The following is a 16670-nucleotide window of genomic DNA, read 5'->3' as shown; positions in this document are numbered from 1 at the left end:
AGTACTCAATACTCAATACTAAAATCTAAATCATATGAAACTTACACTTAAAATATGGCGTCAAGAAAACGCTAACACAAAAGGGAAGATGGTAACCTATCCTATAGATGGAGTTGAAGGTGATATGTCTTTTCTTGAAATGTTAGATGTTTTAAATGAGGAATTAATTAATAAAGGAGAAGAGCCTGTAGAATTTGATCACGATTGTCGTGAAGGAATTTGTGGAGCTTGTTCTTTACAAATTAATGGTGAACCTCACGGTCCAGATAAATTGGTTACTACTTGCCAATTACATATGCGTTCTTTTAAAGATGGAGATACCATTGTAATTGAGCCATTTAGAGCAAAAGCTTTTCCTGTTGTAAAAGATTTAATTGTAGATAGATCTTCTTTTGATCGTATACAACACGCTGGAGGTTACATTTCTGTAAACACTTCTGGTAATACTATTGATGCTAACAGTATCCCAATTAATAAACACGATGCAGATGATGCATTTGCAGCTGCAACTTGTATTGGTTGCGGAGCCTGTGTAGCAGCTTGTAAAAATGCAAGTGCTATGTTGTTTACTTCTGCAAAAGTATCACAGTATGCTTTATTGCCACAAGGTCAAGTAGAAGCTGCAGACCGTGTACAAGAAATGGTTAGACAAATGGATGAAGAAGGTTTTGGTAACTGTAGTAATACTGGTGCTTGTGAAATTGAATGTCCTAAAGGTATTTCTTTAGAGAACATTGCACGTATGAACCGTGAATATATGAGTGCTAATACAAAAGGTTAATACCTTAACTCATCAAAATAAAAAATCCCAAATTCAATATTGAATTTGGGATTTTTTATTTTCTATTTATTTAACAGATTATTTTAAAGACTCTAGTCCATTTAACATAGCTTTTGTCATTTTTGGTAAATCATATTCATGTTTCCAGTCCCAATCTTTTTGAGCTTGCTCATCGTTGATACTAGAAGGCCAAGAATCTGCTATAGGTTGTCTAAAATCAGGCTCATAATTAATACTAAACGAAGGGATTTCAGTCTTAATACTTTCAGCAAGTTGTTTAGGTGTAAAACTAATTCCGCCTAAATTATAAGAAGATCTAACGGTTAAATTTTCATTTGGGGCCTCCATAAGAGATATAGTAGCTCTAATAGCATCATCCATAAACATCATAGGTAACGCAGTAGTTTCACTTAAAAAAGAAGTGTATTCTTGTTTTTCTAAAGCTTCATGAAAAATTTCTACGGCATAATCTGTAGTACCACCACCAGGAAGAGTTTTATAACTAATTAAACCTGGATAACGTATACTTCTAACATCTACACCATATTTTTGATGGTAATATTCACACCAACGTTCACCTGTTTGTTTACTAATTCCGTAAACCGTTGTAGGTTCCATTACCGTAGTTTGTGGTGTGTCATTTTTAGGAGTTGTAGGTCCAAAAACAGCAATACTAGAAGGCCAAAATATTTTGCTTATCTTTTTATCTTTAGCAAGATTCAATACATTAAAAAGAGAATCCATATTTAAATTCCACCCTCGCATAGGGAATTTTTCTGCTGTTGCACTCAACATAGCAGCCATTAAATAAATATGATCTACTTCATAATGCATTACAATATCTTCAATAGCTTTATAATTAGTAGCGTCAACTTGTTCAAATGGACCAGACTTCATCAACTCTTCTCCACCTTCTCTAATGTCTCCGGCTATAACATTTTCGTTTCCATGTTTAGCTCTTAATGCAAGGGTAAGTTCTGTACCTATTTGTCCACAAGCGCCTATAATCAGTATTTTAGTTGCCATTATTGAAGTAAGTTTAATATTAGGGGTTTAAAAAGCAATAATTTTATCAAAATAACAATTTTTAACACTGATTACAAAATCTTTTTTAACTGTTAGACAATATAAAATTTATTATCTTTCGCAGTATTTTCAACCTTATGAAAGCATTAAAAATTTACAACGTCTTTTTTTCAATTTCACTAGTAATCTTTTTGGTAGCTTGTGAAGACCAACCAACCAACACAGCAGATTCTGAGTCTACATTTCAAGAAGAAAATGCTAAAAAGTTTTCACAAAAAGTAAATATTCCGTCAAACAGAACAGTTAGTTTACTACCAGATGCAGAAGCCGCAAGTTCTAACTGGATGGCTTTTATTACTGCAAAAAATGAAATAGAACGCATAGACCATTTTACACTTCAAGAAGTGGTAAATAATAGTAATAATTTTTTTAGATCTGTAAAGCAATTACAAGACTCTATCCCTACAGATTTTGAAAAAACACCAATTAAAACTAGATTAAATGTATTGCTTACTAAGGCCTATTTATTAGAGACTGAGGCAGAGAGACAACGCCCAAATGCTGGAAAAATAGACACATTGAGTTTTGAATTATATAATGAATTTAACAATTTAAAAATTCAATTAAACGAAGCCTTCTTAAAACCTATGGAAGATTTCGATCTTGAACTTGATGAACGCATTAGAATACAAGACAGCCTTGCAAAAGCAAAAAAAGAACCTCTTAAAAAAATTAAATAATGAAAAACTTCTTTTTTCTAGTCTGCCTAATATCTTTTCAAGTTTTTTCTCAAACAGAAAAAGATAATATTGATACGAATTTAAATTTATGGCACCAAGCAGCTGCTGAAGCAAATTTTGAAAAGTACTTTGGATTAATGACAAAAGATGCTGTGTTTATAGGCACAGATGCTTCTGAAAACTGGAATGTGGAACAGTTTAAAGTTTATGCCAAACCACATTTTGATAAAGGAAAAGCTTGGAAGTTTATTGCTTTACAAAGAAATATATACCATAACTCTAAAGAAAAAATTGCTTGGTTTGATGAGTTATTACAAACAGACTTAGGCTTATGCAGAGGTTCTGGCGTACTACAACTAACACCAGATGGATGGAAAATTAAACATTATGTACTTTCTGTAACTATCCCTAATGAAAATGTTTCTGCAGTAAAAAAAATGAACCAAAAACATGACCAAACACTTATACCTCAATTAAAATAATATACTAAAACTGTAACAATTACCCGTATTTTATACTTATCAATATATCTTTAATATCAAACAAATGAAAAAAAGTATCAAACCAGTACTTCTTTTAGCTACTGCCGCACTTACTCTGGTAAGTTGTAAAGACGAGCAAAAAGAAGTAGCGCAAGTAAAGGAGGAAAAAACTCCTGGTATCGAATTAAAATATATGGACACCACTGTTAGTCCAAAAAATAACTTTTACAGTTACGTGAATGGTAATTGGATGAAAGAAACAGAAATACCTGCAGATAGAACAACTTGGGGAGGATTTCAAGTACTAAGAAAAAGTACAGATGATGATGTATTAAAAATTATAGATACTGCAGAGAAAAGTGGTAAATATGGAGCAGATACAGACCAAGCAAAAGCATTAGCTATATTTAACACTAAATTAGACACACTTGCAAGAAACGAGGCTGGTTTAAAACCATTACAACCTGCGTTAGATAAAATAGCTAGCATAGAAAATGTAGAAGACCTACAAGAAACAATTGCTAAAAACTCTGCTATAGTTTCAGACCCTTTTATAGGTATTGCAGCTTACTCAAACCCTAGTGATAGCAATATGAATTCTGCATACATTACTCCAGGTAGCTTAGGTTTACCTAATAAAGAGTACTATACAGATCAAGACGAGAAATCTAAAGAAATTAGACAGCAATACGTAGAGCATATTACAAGAATGCTTCAGTATATAGGAGATGATGCAGAAAGTGCAACTGCCCAAGCTCAAGAGATTTTAGCTTTTGAAACACGTTTGGCTGAACCTAAATTAGATAAAGTTGCAAGTCGTGATTTTAGAAACTTTAACAATCCTAAGTCTATTGCAGAATTACAAGCTATGGTACCTGCAATTAACTGGGAAAAATACATTACCGATCTAGGTGTAGATAAAAAGCTAGATACTGTTATTGTAATGCAACCTAAATATATGGAAGTACTACAAACCGTGTTAGCTGAAGGAAATGCTAAACAATGGAAAACAGTTATGCGTTGGGCTACTTTAAACAATGCTGCTGGTATGTTAACTACAGAAATTGAAAAAGCAAATTGGGATTTTTATAGCAAAACTTTAAACGGAGCTAAAAAACAACTTCCTGCAAAAGAGCGTGCATTATCTACCGTAAACGGATCTGTTGGTGAAGCTTTAGGAAAACTTTATGTAGATGAAAAATTTCCGCCAGAAGCAAAAGAAAAAGCAGAAGAAATGATTGCAAATGTAATCACTTCTTTTCAAAAAAGAATTGAGCGTCTAGACTGGATGACAGATAGCACTAAATTAAAAGCTATTGAAAAACTAGATAAATTTACTGTGAAAATTGGTTACCCTGACGAGTGGGAAGATTATTCTAACTTAGAAGTTTCTGCAGATAAAGGATATTACAATAATATGGTTGCTGTTTCTTCTTGGAGCTACAAGAAAAATCTTGCTGAGATTAATGAGCCTGTAGACAAGAAAGAATGGGGTATGTCTCCACAAACAGTAAACGCATACTTCAATCCGTTTAATAACGAGATTGTTTTCCCTGCAGCTATTTTACAGCCACCTTTTTATAATTATAAAGCTGATGCTGCTGTAAATTACGGTGGAATTGGAGCAGTAATTGGACACGAAATTTCTCACGCATTTGATGATAGTGGTGCTCGTTTTGATGCCGATGGAAATCTTAAAAATTGGTGGACAGATGCTGACCTGGAAAAATTTACAGAAAGAGGAGATAAATTAGCAGAACAATATAGCGCTATTGAAGTTTTAGATAGCGTATATATTAATGGTAAATTTACCTTAGGAGAAAATATTGGAGATTTAGGTGGTGTTTTAGCTGCGTATGATGGTCTTCAAATGTATTTAGAAGAACACGGACGTCCAGAAAATATTGATGGGTTTACACCAGAACAACGTTTTTTCCTTTCTTGGGCTACTGTGTGGAGAACCAAAATGAGAGAGGAGGCATTACGTTCTAGAATTAAAGGAGATACACACTCACCAGGTATGTATAGAGCTTACGTGCCTTTACAAAATATAGAAGGTTTTTATGAAGCTTTTGATATTAAAGAAGGAGATTCTATGTATGTAGCACCAAAAGATAGAGTTTCTATTTGGTAATTATATAGAACTTTTAAAACCAAAGGCTTGTCAATTTCGACAAGCCTTTTTTATATCTCACAAGTAAAAGAAAAATTCAACTTTTCTTCCGTAAAAGTAGAAGATATAATTTTTCCTGTAGAAGTTGAATTTTCATCAAATTCAGGAAGTTCTAAATTTCTATCATTTGCTTGCTCTTGGTAATAATCTTTTTTAGTTGGGTGAGACGGATACACTCCGTGAAAAACTTCTGCAAAAGCATCTAACTCTAACACTTTCTCTATTAATGCAATACAATCTTTTTGCTGAATTAAATTAACAGGAGCATCTCCACTTGAAATACCTTTTCTGCCTGATAAAAATTTTACGGGATGCCTATTTTCCCCTATTAAACCTCCCATTCTTACAATAGTAGTTTTAAAATGAGAATTGCTTTGTAAAAGTTTTTCTACGCTTAATAACTGCTGTGCAGAATTACTTTTACCGTTAGGGATAGAAGTTTCATTATATTCAGGAAAATCTAACGCATCTTCAAAAACAGAAGTTGAGCTTATAAAAACTACTTTTTCAATACAAGATAGTTCTATTTTCTTTATTAGATGTTCTGCTTTTTTTACAAAATTAGAATTTGGATTTTTGCGCAACCCTGGTGGTATATCTATTACCAAGATCTTTACTCCATTTAAAAAAGAAAAAACTTCACCTTTAATTTCTTCCTCAGTTAATTCAACATAAAAAGAATTTATTCCCTTACTCTTTAAAATTTTTATTTTATCTAAAGTAGTTGTAGATCCGTTTATAGTAAATCTTTTTTCTATAAGCCTTTCTGCTAACGGAAGTCCTAACCAACCACAACCTAAAATAGAAACTGTTTTCATTATCTATTCTCCCATTCTTTTAGTTGATTTTCTCTAGACCTCAAGAAAAGGTAACTTCTTAGCATTCCAAATAAAGTAAAACAAAAGAAATAGAATAAAAACCTAACAACATTTGTATTATCAATTTCCCAATCTGCATGCATCCACTCTAAAAATAGCGAAAGTGGTAAAGCATATAAAAATAATTCCCAAGCAAAAAACTTCCATTTATTTTTCATTCTATATTCTAAACTAAAAAATTTCATTTTAATCAGTATTAATCGTTAATGTTTGTTTTGTAATAATTGCATCGTTTAAAATAAAAGGTTTTGGCATCATAGCTTTGGTTCTTTTAGGTATTTTAAAATTACGATTAGTTAGCAAATTATTACTAGACTCATAAATTTTTAACGGCAAGCGCACTCCATTTTTCAATTGAAACTTTAACCTCAACGTATCTTTATCTATAGCGTAATAGGTTAACAATTTATCGTTTTTTCTGTGCTGATAAAATAAATTACTATTTGTAGAATCTATAGTTTTTCCGTTTACTTCAAAATTATAAAAATCTATTTGTGCATCTGCAAATAACTCTATTCTATTTATTTTTCTCTGCGGAGCTATTTTTACTTCAAATTGCTGAAAAACAAGATCTGTAACACTTGTATCTTTTTCTACAATTACACTAGCGTGCTTTATTGGTTTTAAAGGTGCTTTGTTTTGTTTGGTAAACTGTAAATGGTATTTACTGTCAAACACCACCGAATCTACCACCTTATTATCTTCTGCAAAAAAGTCTTTATTAAAACTATCTAATTGATAATCGTGCGTTGCCCACCAAGCTTTATTTTGGTCTACATCTAATAAATACAATAAGCTATTGGGTTTTGGATTACTTTTAGAAAAATCTGCATTGATATGAGCTGTTACAAAAAAACCTAAAGCAATTAAGAAAAAGAAAAGAGATAATATATGTTTTTTCTTATAAAATGAAAAAATTGGCATAAGAAGACCTACTATTAACACGGTAAAAAAACTACTAATCACTAACATTTTAAGCCCCAAACCTACAGGAAAAAACTGCACTAGTGGTGCTAATAAAAATAATGCAGGAATACTTAGTAGCAATAACAACCAAAGCTTGGGTGTGTTTTGTTTGGCTACTAAAAAATAACCTATTAAAGCAAAAAACACAGGCCATATAAAATATGCAGCCCCTTTAAATACAAATGCGATAACAGTATTTATTACTAACCAAATAAATATAGGAGCCCCTATAGATTTTATTGGTTTTTCTGTTTTATAAATTAATTGATAAAACAAAAATGTAAGCGCTAAAGTAAAAGCTACAAATGCTGCAATATATTGATGCCCGTTAGAAGTAAAACCATTTTGATTTTCTATATATTCTGGGTAACACTGGTAAACTAATTGGTAAAGAAAGTACGTTGCTAAAGATGTGATTATTAAAATTAATATATACCAAGCAACACCTTTCACTAATGAGAATGGCGTAAAAGTTTTTTTTCTGAAACCGTAAACACTAATAGCTATAAAAATTACCCAAGCTAAAATCACCAAAGGAAATATCAAAGAATTAGAGTAACTCAACATCCCTATACCAAGAAAATTAAAATAAACATTGTCTTTTTCTGAAGTTAAATCGGTTAAATTTATATTAGAAAAATAAGGAAGCAGCGCGGTTAAATAGCTTGCTTGATGCGCTAATGAATTTTGATCTAGATTTTCAAAAGTATCATTAGCGGTATGATAATCAAAATGATCGTCTATAAATGCAAAGAAAAAGCTGGGTATATTTTTCTCTTCTCGTAAAACAGTTGCATCAGTATCATTTGGTAATTTTTTATATACAGAATACATTAAAGAAGTTGCAACTGGGTAAGCTGGCTTTGCTTTTGCAAAAGCATTAATTAAATTTTGATTTCCGCTATTGGCTTCTAGAATAGTATTAGAAGGGCCTCCGCTACCTCTTGCTTCAAAATTTAATACCAATCCTACCTCATTAGCCCAAGGGTGACCTTTTACAAACAAATCTGCTCCATTTAAACCAATTTCTTCTGCATCTGTAAAACACACTATGATGTTGTTGGTATGTTTAGTTTCTTTTTCTAAAAAAGCCCTTAAAGTTTCTAAAATAGTTGCTACGCCAGATCCAGCGTCACTAGCTCCAAAAGAGGAGTGTACTGCACTATCATAATGAGTCATGACCATAAGGTCACTTTTAGGTTGAGGGTTAGAGCCTTTTATTTTAGTAATTATATTTTCTGGAGCTGTAAAAACTCCTTCTTTGTTTAAGTTGTATCCTTTTTGAGTTTGCACTTGCAAACCCATTTTTTGTAGTTCTTGTACAATATAATTTCTAACCTCACTATGTGCTTTGGTACCTATAGAGTGTGGTTTTTTGCTTATATTTTTGATATGCTTATTTGCATTTTCTAACGAAAAACCAAGATTGTTATGTTTAGCAAAATCGTTAGGTTTTGGTGTAAGTGAATAAAAACTAACAAATACCAATACAAAAATGGCTATAAGTACGCCTATTTTAGAAATTACATTTTTCATATTAAGAATCTAACCTTTTTACTAGTGCAAAATAATCATTCTCTAAGGGTAAATATCCTTGATCGTAAACAAAATAATATACGGTTCCTTTTTTGGTTGTATAAATACTTGTAATGTATTCAAAATTAAAACCTTTACTCAATAATTGAGATTTGGTAGCTTTAGACTTTGCCTGAGGGTTCAGCTCTTCTAAAATTCTATAATTTTTTCTCAGTCGATTATTTATGTTTCTAATTAAGTTTTTACTGTCTTTGTTCAACTTATTGTTATAACTATTTCTACAATAATCGCTACAAAATTTTTTATCTGCTCTACCTACAATTTTTTCACCGCACTCTAAACAGTTCTCTGCCATATATAATGATTTAGTTAAGAAGACCTTTAAATTTACATATTTTTTAGATGGTTTATAGTTAACATTAAGAAACACTCCTAAACTTATACTAAACACCATCTTGAAAAAGCATAATCTATTGTAATACAAGTAAATTGAAGATAAAACATCAAGATTTATTTATTATGATTAGAATTTTAGCAACTGTTTTTCTTATAGGTTTTTCTTTTTTGGGGTATAGTCAAAATAGTTGGAAAACATATAACAACAAACCTGTACAACAGGTAATTAGCACGCAGACATCAAAAGATTACAAGACTTCTAAATCTTTTACACAAATTGTTAGTTTTTACCCGAATGGGTATATAAAAAATATTTCTACAGATTATGGAAATGACACCAAATACACGCAACATTATATCTACAAAAGTGGAGTTTTAATTTCTATACTTGAAAAAAAGGAAACTCCAGATTTAGAAGAACCACAGTATAATATTGAAATAGTAAAAAAAACCAATAAAGATTATTTACCACTAGAAACGGAAAAATTAGAAAATTACAATGTAATTTCTGAAACTAGCGAAGGTCCTAAAGGTTATATCTATTATTCATATGATGATAAAGATCAATTAACAAGTAGCTTTAAGCTTTATTCATTTTCAGCGAATACAGAAGAAGGGTTTGTTCAGAAAATAAAATATGATGATAATAATTTTATTGAAAAAACTTTTTACAAAGATTACCAATACAAAAAAGATGTAAACGATAGTGTTTTTAAAGAATTACAAACCTCACAATACAATATTATTAATCACAATAGTATTGGCGCTACAAAATACACTATAACTTCTAATAATAATACCAAATACTTTAAAACAAGTTATAATTTATACAAGCCTGGTGAGGTTAGTCAAAATTTTAAATACCTGAAAATTGAAGATGTATATCCGTATTATTTAGATGAAATTATTCAGCAAGAAAAAATTAGTTCTTACACCTATCAAGTTTTTAAGCAGAGAGTCTCAGACAGTTCTTATAATAAATCTCTTATTAAAGAAAATGCATTACAACCTCAAGAATGGTACATAAAAAAAGTGTTTTTAGACTATATCTCACAAGAATTAGAGAACAATAATTATAAAAATTACTTAACCGCTACTAAAGATGCACTAAGTGCTAAAAAATATTTTGAAAAAGAAGAATTAGATGAATTTAGAAGCATTGCTGTGAAAACCGCTTTAAATCACAAAGATTTTACTACAGCAGAAGAATTTGTAAAACCTCTTTTTTTAAAGGCCAAAAAAAATTACCAAACAAAACCTACTATGCAGAATGGTGAGCTTTTAGGCTTGATGGCCAAGATTTTTTATTTACAAAACAAGAATATAGAAGGAGACAAAGTAATGAAACTTTGTGAAAATTATAAGTCGGCATTAAAAAAGACAGATAATACGATGGAAAATAAAATAGAGTACCACAAATACAACTATTTTTTAGCACAAGTGTATGCAGCAAAAAATGATCTTGAAAAAACTAAACAGCTATTAGAAGAAAATCTTACTTATTATAATTCTTTAGATACTGATTATAAAGAGAGTGAAACTTTCTCTACAGATTACACCAAAAATAAAATGATGCTTATTAGTTTAAATAATTAATGAAAAACAAAGGTTTGTATAATAAATTAATACAAACCTTTGTCTTTCATTTTCTGAATATTTTCAGGACTTAGGGTATAATCTTTTAAGTTTTTACCTTTCCAACGGTGATAAATAAAAAGTGGCATCATAATAAAACAGCTTACCAGTACAGAAATACCAATAATAATATCACCTGTTTTTTCATCGTCTTCAAAAATTCTGAAGTAAAAACCAACACCTATTGCCAATACTACTAGTATAAATATAACTGAGATTACATATTTCATTCTTTCAATTTTTAAATTAATAAGAAATTAACTTTCTTCTATATGCTGTAAGCATTTTAGATTTAGAAACAAAGCCTGCATATTTCCCATCTTTTATTACTGGTAAATTCCACGCTCCTGTATTTTGAAATCTATTCATTACGGTTTGCATACTATCTTGCCCATAAATAATATAATCTGGAGCATCATGCATAATAAACTTAACCAATACAGAATCTTGCAACTCTGTATTAAACATCATTTCTCTAATATCATCTAAACCAATTACCCCCACCAATTCATTCTCATCATTTAAAACCGGAAATAAGTTTCTTTTAGATTTTGCTACGGCTTGGTACACCATTTCTTTAAGCGTCATTTCTGGTTTTAAACTTATAAAATTAGTTTCTATAATCTTATCTAATTTTAGCAAGGTTAAAACAGCTTGATCTTTATTATGCGTTAATAATGCATTTTGGTCTTTTAATTCTTTAGTATAAATATTATAATCTGTACTTGCTTTAGATAATAAAAAAGCAATAGTTACAGTAATCATTAATGGTACAAATAATTGATAGCCTCCTGTAATTTCTGCAATTAAGAAAATTGCCGTCATTGGGGCTTGCAATACTCCTGCCATAAGCCCTGCCATACCTACCATCGTAAAATTTTCTGAAGATAGGGTAAAACCTAATTGCCTAAACAAGTTAACAAAAAAGCTACCAGTTACAGCTCCCAAAAACAAAACTGGCGCAAAAATACCACCAACACCACCGCCACTTAAAGTTACCGAGGTTGCAATAGGTTTTAATATTATTAAGCCTAAAATAAGTCCGATAACCACCCAACTACTACCTAAAATATCTTTATACAAAAACGCATCAAAGGCTTGGTTGTAGTTTTGAGCAATTAACTGATTCATAAACGTAAAACCTTCACCATATAATGGCGGCACTAAAAATGTTAATAGCCCTATAATTAGACCTGCTGTGATTACTTTTAAATAATCATTTTTAATTTTTTTAAAATATTTTTCTGTAGCAAAATAAACTTTAGAAAAGTAAATAGAAACCCCTGCAGTAATTACCCCAAGTATGGCGTAAAATAATATATTTTGAATATTAAAGTTTTGAATAGAATGAAAATCAACAATATACTGCTCTCCTATAAAAAACATTCTCGTTACCACAGCCGCTACAGATGCCATTAATAATGGTAATAATGAAGCAAAGGTTAAGTCTAAACTAAATACTTCTATAGCAAATAAAATAGCAGCAATTGGGGCTTTAAAAATAGCAGAAAGAGATCCTGCTGCAGCACAAACTAAAAGTAATTTTCTAGTTTGCGGATTCATATGAAACATTTTTGCAATGTTAGATCCAAATGAAGCTCCTGTTGCAACCGAAGGCCCTTCTAACCCAACAGAACCCCCAAAACCAACGGTTAATGGCGCAGTAAGTAAAGAACTTATTAAATTACGCCTTTCCATCTTTCCGTTTTTCTGAGAAATAGCTAGTAACGCCATAGGTATACCGTGCCCTACTTCTTGTTTTAAAAGAAACTTTTTTACCAAAAGCACCAAAAACAATCCTAGAAAAGGAAATACAAAATATAAATAGGCATGGTAACTATGCAAAGCTCCATTTTCAAAAAACATAGCAATATAATGTGTTATATTTTTTAAAGCTACAGAAGAAAGCCCAGCAAGAAGACCTACCAAAATACTTAACATATAAGTAAAGTTTTTGGTAGAAATATGCTTGTATCTCCAAATTAAAAAACGTGTAAAAGGAGTTTTTTTCTTCAACATAAAATTTTGCTCATTTCTAGTGCTAAAAAAATCCTGCTGTCACAGGATTTTTTTTATTTCACTATTATTTTATCTCTACTTTGAGGTGTAGCTCATTAAGTTGCTCTTCATCTATAGCAGCAGGTGCATCTATCATTACATCTCTACCTGCATTATTTTTAGGGAAAGCTATAAAATCTCTAATAGTTTCTTGTCCTCCTAAAATTGCAACTAATCTATCTAAACCAAAAGCTAAGCCTCCGTGTGGTGGTGCTCCGTATTGAAAAGCATCCATTAAGAAACCAAATTGCGCTTTTGCTTCTTCTTCAGAAAAACCTAAATGCTTTAGCATAATGGCTTGAGTTTCTTTATCGTGAATTCTTATAGAACCTCCACCTATTTCATTTCCGTTTAATACTAAATCGTAAGCATTTGCTTTTACTTCACCTGGGTGCGTATCTAATAATTCTATTTGTCCTGGTTTAGGAGAAGTAAATGGGTGGTGCATTGCGTGGTAATGCCCTGTTTCTTCGTCAAGTTCTAATAACGGGAAATCTATTACCCATAATGGTGCAAATACTTTTGGGTCTCTTAAACCTAAACGAGTTGCTAACTCCATACGTAAAGCACTTAATTGAGCTCTTACTTTGTTAGTATTTCCAGACAAAATACAAATTAAATCTCCTGGCTTTGCTCCTGTAACTTCTGCCCATTTAGCTAAATCTTCTTGATCGTAAAATTTATCTACAGAAGACTTGAAACTTCCATCTTCATTACATCTACAGTAAACCATCCCTAAGGCACCTACTTGCGGACGCTTTACCCAATCTATTAATTTATCTATTTCTTTTCTTGTGTATTTATTTCCGCCAGGTACAGCAATACCTACTACCAACTCGGCATTATTAAATACTCCAAAATCTTTATGTTGGGCTACTTCATTTAACTCTCCAAACTGCATCCCAAAACGAATATCTGGTTTATCGTTACCGTATAAACGCATAGCATCATCATAAAGCATTCTTGGGAATTTTTCTACCTCTACTCCGTTTACTTCTTTTAATAAATGACGTGTTAAACCTTCAAAAGCATTTAAAATATCTTCTTGCTCGATAAAAGCCATTTCACAATCAATTTGTGTAAATTCTGGCTGTCTATCTGCTCTTAAATCTTCATCTCTAAAACATTTTACTATTTGAAAGTATTTATCCATACCACCTACCATTAGCAACTGCTTGAAGGTTTGTGGTGATTGTGGAAGTGCGTAAAACTGACCTTCATTCATTCTAGAAGGTACCACAAAGTCACGCGCCCCTTCTGGGGTAGATTTTATTAAATATGGTGTTTCTACCTCAATAAACCCTTCTTTAGACAAGTAATTTCTTACTTCTTGAGTTACTTTAGATCTGAAGATAAGGCTATTTTTTACTGGATTACGACGAATATCCAAGTAACGATATTTCATTCGTAATTCTTCTCCTCCATCTGTTTCATCTTCAATAGTAAAAGGAGGCACTAATGCTTCATTTAAAACTGTTAGTTGAGTCACTAAAATTTCTACATCACCAGTTGGCATGTTATCATTTTTAGATTCTCTCTCAATTACTTTTCCTTCAATTTGAATAACAAATTCTCTACCTAAATTTTTTGCTTGCTGCATAACCTCTGCAGGAGTACGCTCTTCATCAAAAATAAGCTGAGTAATACCATAACGATCACGAAGGTCTACCCATATCATGAAACCTTTATCTCTTACTTTTTGTACCCAACCAGCTAAAGTTACTGTTTCTTCTTTATGACTTAGCCTTAATTCTCCGTTTGTATGCGTTCTATACATCTATTATTGTAATTGAAATTTGGCGCAAAAATAAGAAGATATACTGTTTTGCACTACAAATATGGAGATAAAATATGTATAAATATTACGATTAGCAACATCATTAAACCTTTGTTAATCAATTAAAAACAACTCTAATGTTAATTTAATGTTACCTAAATATTGATTTAATGTAAATAATACTTATATTTGTGAAGTTAACTTAAAAAAAGAATATGATGAAGAAGATAATATTGATGATGGTGGTATTACTAGGAGTAAGTGTGAGTGCACAAGAAGTAAAACCTAATTTTGAAAAAGAAGGAGATTTAATAAAAGGAACTTATTTTCACGATAACGGAACCGTAAGCCAAGAAGGAACCTATAAAGAAGGGAAATTACATGGAGAATGGATAATGTATGATTTAGACGGAAAAAGAACTGCTATTGGTGAATATAATAATGGTGTAAAAACTGGAAAATGGTTTTTTTGGAAGAAAGATGAATTGGTAGAAGTAGATTACCAAAATAACACTATTGCTGACGTAACTACTTGGGAAAATTCTAATTCTCTTGCGGTTAGTGAATAATTTTCTTGTTACTTTATATAAAAAAAGCTTCTCACCGAGAAGCTTTTTTTATGTTTAAATTTTTCTACTTGTCCATCCAAGTTTTAAAATCTACTTCTTTTTGAATAAGAGATTTTAACTCACTAATAGAAACTCTTTTCTGTTCCATAGTATCTCTATTTCTTACTGTTACCGTTTGGTCTTCTTTGGTATCATGATCTACAGTTATACAAAATGGTGTACCAGCAGCATCTTGACGACGGTATCTTCTACCTACTGCATCTTTTTCATCATAAGTTATATTGAAATCCCACTTTAAATCATCTACAATTTGTTTTGCAATTTCTGGTAATCCATCTTTTTTAACTAATGGTAAAATTGCCGCCTTGTATGGAGCTAAAATTGCTGGAAGTTTTAAAACAGTTCTAGTTGTACCACCTTCTAATTCTTCTTCTTGCAATGAGCTAGAGAACACTGCTAAGAACATACGATCTAAACCTATAGAAGTTTCTACTACATATGGCACGTAATTTTTATTCATTTCTGGATCAAAAAATTGTAATTTTTTACCAGAATGCTCTTCATGTGCTTTTAAATCGAAATCTGTACGAGAGTGTATTCCTTCTAATTCTTTAAAACCAAACGGGAAATTAAATTCTATATCGGTTGCAGCATTGGCGTAATGTGCTAATTTTTCGTGGTCGTGAAAACGGTAGTTTTCTTCCCCTAAACCAAGAGAAGCATGCCATTGTTGACGAGTTTCTTTCCATTTTTCAAACCATGTAAGTTCTTCTCCTGGACGTACAAAAAATTGCATTTCCATTTGCTCAAACTCACGCTGACGGAAAATAAATTGTCTTGCTACAATTTCATTTCTAAAAGCTTTACCAATTTGTGCAATACCAAATGGAATTTTCATTCTTCCGGTTTTTTGCACATTTGCAAAGTTTACAAAAATACCTTGTGCGGTTTCTGGTCTTAAATATAAATCTGTAGCACTATCTGCAGAGGCACCTAGTTTGGTACCAAACATCAGGTTAAACTGCTTAACATCTGTCCAGTTTTTAGATCCAGACTCTGGGCAAGCAATACCTAATTCTTCTATTAAAGATTTAACATCTGCTAAATTTTCTTCTGTTAGAGATTTAGCTAAACGCTCTAGTATTTCTTTTTGTTGCTCTTTGTATTTAAGTACACGCGGGTTAGTAGTTACAAACTCTTCTTCGTTAAAAGCGTCTCCAAAACGTTTACGTGCTTTAGCAATTTCTTTTTCTGCTTTTTGATTTATCTTCTCAGCATAATCTTCTACTAAAACATCGGCGCGATACCGCTTTTTAGAGTCTTTGTTATCAATTAATGGATCGTTAAAAGCATCTACGTGGCCAGAAGCCTTCCAAGTGGTTGGGTGCATTAAAATTGCTGCATCTAAACCTACAATGTTATCGTGCAGTTGCACCATGCTTTTCCACCAATAATCTTTTATATTTTTCTTTAACTCTGCTCCGTTTTGACCGTAATCATAAACTGCGCTAAGCCCGTCATAAATTTCACTTGAAGAAAATATATAACCGTACTCTTTAGCGTGAGCTATTACCTGCTTAAATTTATCTTGTTGTTTTGCCATATAGCAAAAATATAAAACCGACTTTAATTTATGTGAATTAAGATGATTTT

Annotated in this window: 15 protein-coding genes; 6 read left to right on the top strand and 9 right to left on the bottom strand. The window is 31.5% G+C overall.

The window, feature by feature from the left end; translation table 11 throughout:
- Window positions 1-34: 34 nt before the first annotated feature.
- Complete coding sequence (locus BUC03_RS08820) at window positions 35-781, top strand: succinate dehydrogenase/fumarate reductase iron-sulfur subunit (RefSeq protein ID WP_073150551.1); 747 nt, start codon at window positions 35-37, stop codon at window positions 779-781.
- A gap of 78 nt (window positions 782-859) precedes the next feature.
- Here BUC03_RS08820 and BUC03_RS08815 read toward each other — a convergent pair whose 3' ends face one another.
- Window positions 860-1807 carry an NAD-dependent epimerase/dehydratase family protein gene (locus tag BUC03_RS08815; protein WP_073150549.1) on the bottom strand — a complete coding sequence of 316 codons (948 nt, stop codon included), beginning with the start codon at window positions 1805-1807 and terminating at the stop codon, window positions 860-862.
- Window positions 1808-1944: 137 nt separating this feature from the next.
- On the opposite strand from BUC03_RS08815, the gene BUC03_RS08810 reads away from it, so the two are divergent.
- From BUC03_RS08810 to BUC03_RS08800, 3 genes are all read left to right on the top strand, one after another.
- Window positions 1945-2547 carry a hypothetical protein gene (locus BUC03_RS08810; protein WP_073150546.1) on the top strand — a complete coding sequence of 201 codons (603 nt, stop codon included), beginning with the start codon at window positions 1945-1947 and terminating at the stop codon, window positions 2545-2547.
- Window positions 2547-3029 carry a nuclear transport factor 2 family protein gene (locus BUC03_RS08805; protein WP_073150543.1) on the top strand — a complete coding sequence of 161 codons (483 nt, stop codon included), beginning with the start codon at window positions 2547-2549 and terminating at the stop codon, window positions 3027-3029. Before BUC03_RS08810 ends, BUC03_RS08805 begins: the two co-directional genes overlap by 1 nt.
- Window positions 3030-3093: 64 nt before the next feature.
- A complete protein-coding gene (locus BUC03_RS08800) occupies window positions 3094-5163 on the top strand; it encodes a M13 family metallopeptidase (protein WP_073150540.1) in 2070 nt (689 codons plus the stop codon).
- A gap of 50 nt (window positions 5164-5213) precedes the next feature.
- On the opposite strand, the gene BUC03_RS08795 is transcribed toward BUC03_RS08800, so the two are convergent.
- Genes BUC03_RS08795 through BUC03_RS08780 form a run of 4 tightly spaced genes read right to left on the bottom strand, consistent with a single transcriptional unit; the run spans window position 5214 to window position 8937 of the window.
- Complete coding sequence (locus BUC03_RS08795; protein ID WP_073150538.1) at window positions 5214-6020, bottom strand: Rossmann-fold NAD(P)-binding domain-containing protein; 807 nt, start codon at window positions 6018-6020, stop codon at window positions 5214-5216.
- The gene (locus BUC03_RS08790; protein ID WP_073150536.1) at window positions 6020-6265 is read right to left on the bottom strand and encodes a hypothetical protein; all 246 of its coding nucleotides are present in this window, start codon (window positions 6263-6265) and stop codon (window positions 6020-6022) included. The genes BUC03_RS08795 and BUC03_RS08790 overlap by 1 nt, the downstream gene beginning before the upstream one ends.
- A gap of 1 nt (window position 6266) precedes the next feature.
- Window positions 6267-8582 (bottom strand): M20/M25/M40 family metallo-hydrolase, encoded by a 2316-nt coding sequence (locus BUC03_RS08785; RefSeq protein ID WP_073150533.1) that lies wholly within the window; start codon window positions 8580-8582, stop codon window positions 6267-6269.
- 1 nt (window position 8583) lies between these two features.
- On the bottom strand, window positions 8584-8937 hold the full coding sequence (locus BUC03_RS08780) for a hypothetical protein (protein WP_073151023.1): 354 nt from the start codon (window positions 8935-8937) through the stop codon (window positions 8584-8586).
- A 164-nt stretch (window positions 8938-9101) separates the two neighbouring features.
- On the opposite strand from BUC03_RS08780, the gene BUC03_RS08775 reads away from it, so the two are divergent.
- The gene (locus BUC03_RS08775) at window positions 9102-10574 is read left to right on the top strand and encodes a hypothetical protein (protein ID WP_073150530.1); all 1473 of its coding nucleotides are present in this window, start codon (window positions 9102-9104) and stop codon (window positions 10572-10574) included.
- Between the two features lie 26 nt (window positions 10575-10600).
- Here BUC03_RS08775 and BUC03_RS08770 read toward each other — a convergent pair whose 3' ends face one another.
- The 3 genes from BUC03_RS08770 to aspS form a co-directional block, all read right to left on the bottom strand.
- A complete protein-coding gene (locus BUC03_RS08770) occupies window positions 10601-10843 on the bottom strand; it encodes a hypothetical protein (RefSeq protein WP_073150528.1) in 243 nt (80 codons plus the stop codon).
- A 16-nt stretch (window positions 10844-10859) separates the two neighbouring features.
- Window positions 10860-12632: a chloride channel protein gene (locus tag BUC03_RS08765; RefSeq protein WP_073150525.1), complete on the bottom strand. Its 1773-nt coding sequence runs from the start codon at window positions 12630-12632 to the stop codon at window positions 10860-10862.
- A gap of 64 nt (window positions 12633-12696) precedes the next feature.
- Window positions 12697-14448, bottom strand: coding sequence for an aspartate--tRNA ligase (gene aspS / locus BUC03_RS08760; protein ID WP_073150522.1), 1752 nt, complete (start codon window positions 14446-14448; stop codon window positions 12697-12699).
- Between the two features lie 215 nt (window positions 14449-14663).
- Between aspS and BUC03_RS08755 the strand changes: the two genes are divergently transcribed.
- Window positions 14664-15017: a toxin-antitoxin system YwqK family antitoxin gene (locus BUC03_RS08755; protein WP_317041162.1), complete on the top strand. Its 354-nt coding sequence runs from the start codon at window positions 14664-14666 to the stop codon at window positions 15015-15017.
- Window positions 15018-15081: 64 nt separating this feature from the next.
- On the opposite strand, the gene BUC03_RS08750 is transcribed toward BUC03_RS08755, so the two are convergent.
- Window positions 15082-16620, bottom strand: a complete 1539-nt coding sequence (locus BUC03_RS08750; RefSeq protein ID WP_073150516.1) for a glycine--tRNA ligase — start codon at window positions 16618-16620, stop codon at window positions 15082-15084.
- Window positions 16621-16670: the final 50 nt, after the last annotated feature.

It is taken from the genome of Mesonia phycicola, assembly GCF_900141885.1.
In the GTDB taxonomy this organism is placed as follows: domain Bacteria; phylum Bacteroidota; class Bacteroidia; order Flavobacteriales; family Flavobacteriaceae; genus Mesonia; species Mesonia phycicola.
This window is presented reverse-complemented; position numbering and strand designations above follow the sequence as displayed.

Excerpts from the sequence above, each read along its gene's own strand:
- BUC03_RS08820 (WP_073150551.1), top strand. The coding sequence starts at position 35 with ATGAAACTTACACTTAAAATATGGCGTCAAGAAAACGCTAACACAAAA.
- BUC03_RS08815 (WP_073150549.1), bottom strand. The coding sequence starts at position 1,807 with ATGGCAACTAAAATACTGATTATAGGCGCTTGTGGACAAATAGGTACA.
- BUC03_RS08810 (WP_073150546.1), top strand. The coding sequence starts at position 1,945 with ATGAAAGCATTAAAAATTTACAACGTCTTTTTTTCAATTTCACTAGTA.
- BUC03_RS08805 (WP_073150543.1), top strand. The coding sequence starts at position 2,547 with ATGAAAAACTTCTTTTTTCTAGTCTGCCTAATATCTTTTCAAGTTTTT.
- BUC03_RS08800 (WP_073150540.1), top strand. The coding sequence starts at position 3,094 with ATGAAAAAAAGTATCAAACCAGTACTTCTTTTAGCTACTGCCGCACTT.
- BUC03_RS08795 (WP_073150538.1), bottom strand. The coding sequence starts at position 6,020 with ATGAAAACAGTTTCTATTTTAGGTTGTGGTTGGTTAGGACTTCCGTTA.
- BUC03_RS08790 (WP_073150536.1), bottom strand. The coding sequence starts at position 6,265 with ATGAAATTTTTTAGTTTAGAATATAGAATGAAAAATAAATGGAAGTTT.
- BUC03_RS08785 (WP_073150533.1), bottom strand. The coding sequence starts at position 8,582 with ATGAAAAATGTAATTTCTAAAATAGGCGTACTTATAGCCATTTTTGTA.
- BUC03_RS08780 (WP_073151023.1), bottom strand. The coding sequence starts at position 8,937 with ATGGCAGAGAACTGTTTAGAGTGCGGTGAAAAAATTGTAGGTAGAGCA.
- BUC03_RS08775 (WP_073150530.1), top strand. The coding sequence starts at position 9,102 with ATGATTAGAATTTTAGCAACTGTTTTTCTTATAGGTTTTTCTTTTTTG.
- BUC03_RS08770 (WP_073150528.1), bottom strand. The coding sequence starts at position 10,843 with ATGAAATATGTAATCTCAGTTATATTTATACTAGTAGTATTGGCAATA.
- BUC03_RS08765 (WP_073150525.1), bottom strand. The coding sequence starts at position 12,632 with ATGTTGAAGAAAAAAACTCCTTTTACACGTTTTTTAATTTGGAGATAC.
- aspS (WP_073150522.1), bottom strand. The coding sequence starts at position 14,448 with ATGTATAGAACGCATACAAACGGAGAATTAAGGCTAAGTCATAAAGAA.
- BUC03_RS08755 (WP_317041162.1), top strand. The coding sequence starts at position 14,664 with ATGATGAAGAAGATAATATTGATGATGGTGGTATTACTAGGAGTAAGT.
- BUC03_RS08750 (WP_073150516.1), bottom strand. The coding sequence starts at position 16,620 with ATGGCAAAACAACAAGATAAATTTAAGCAGGTAATAGCTCACGCTAAA.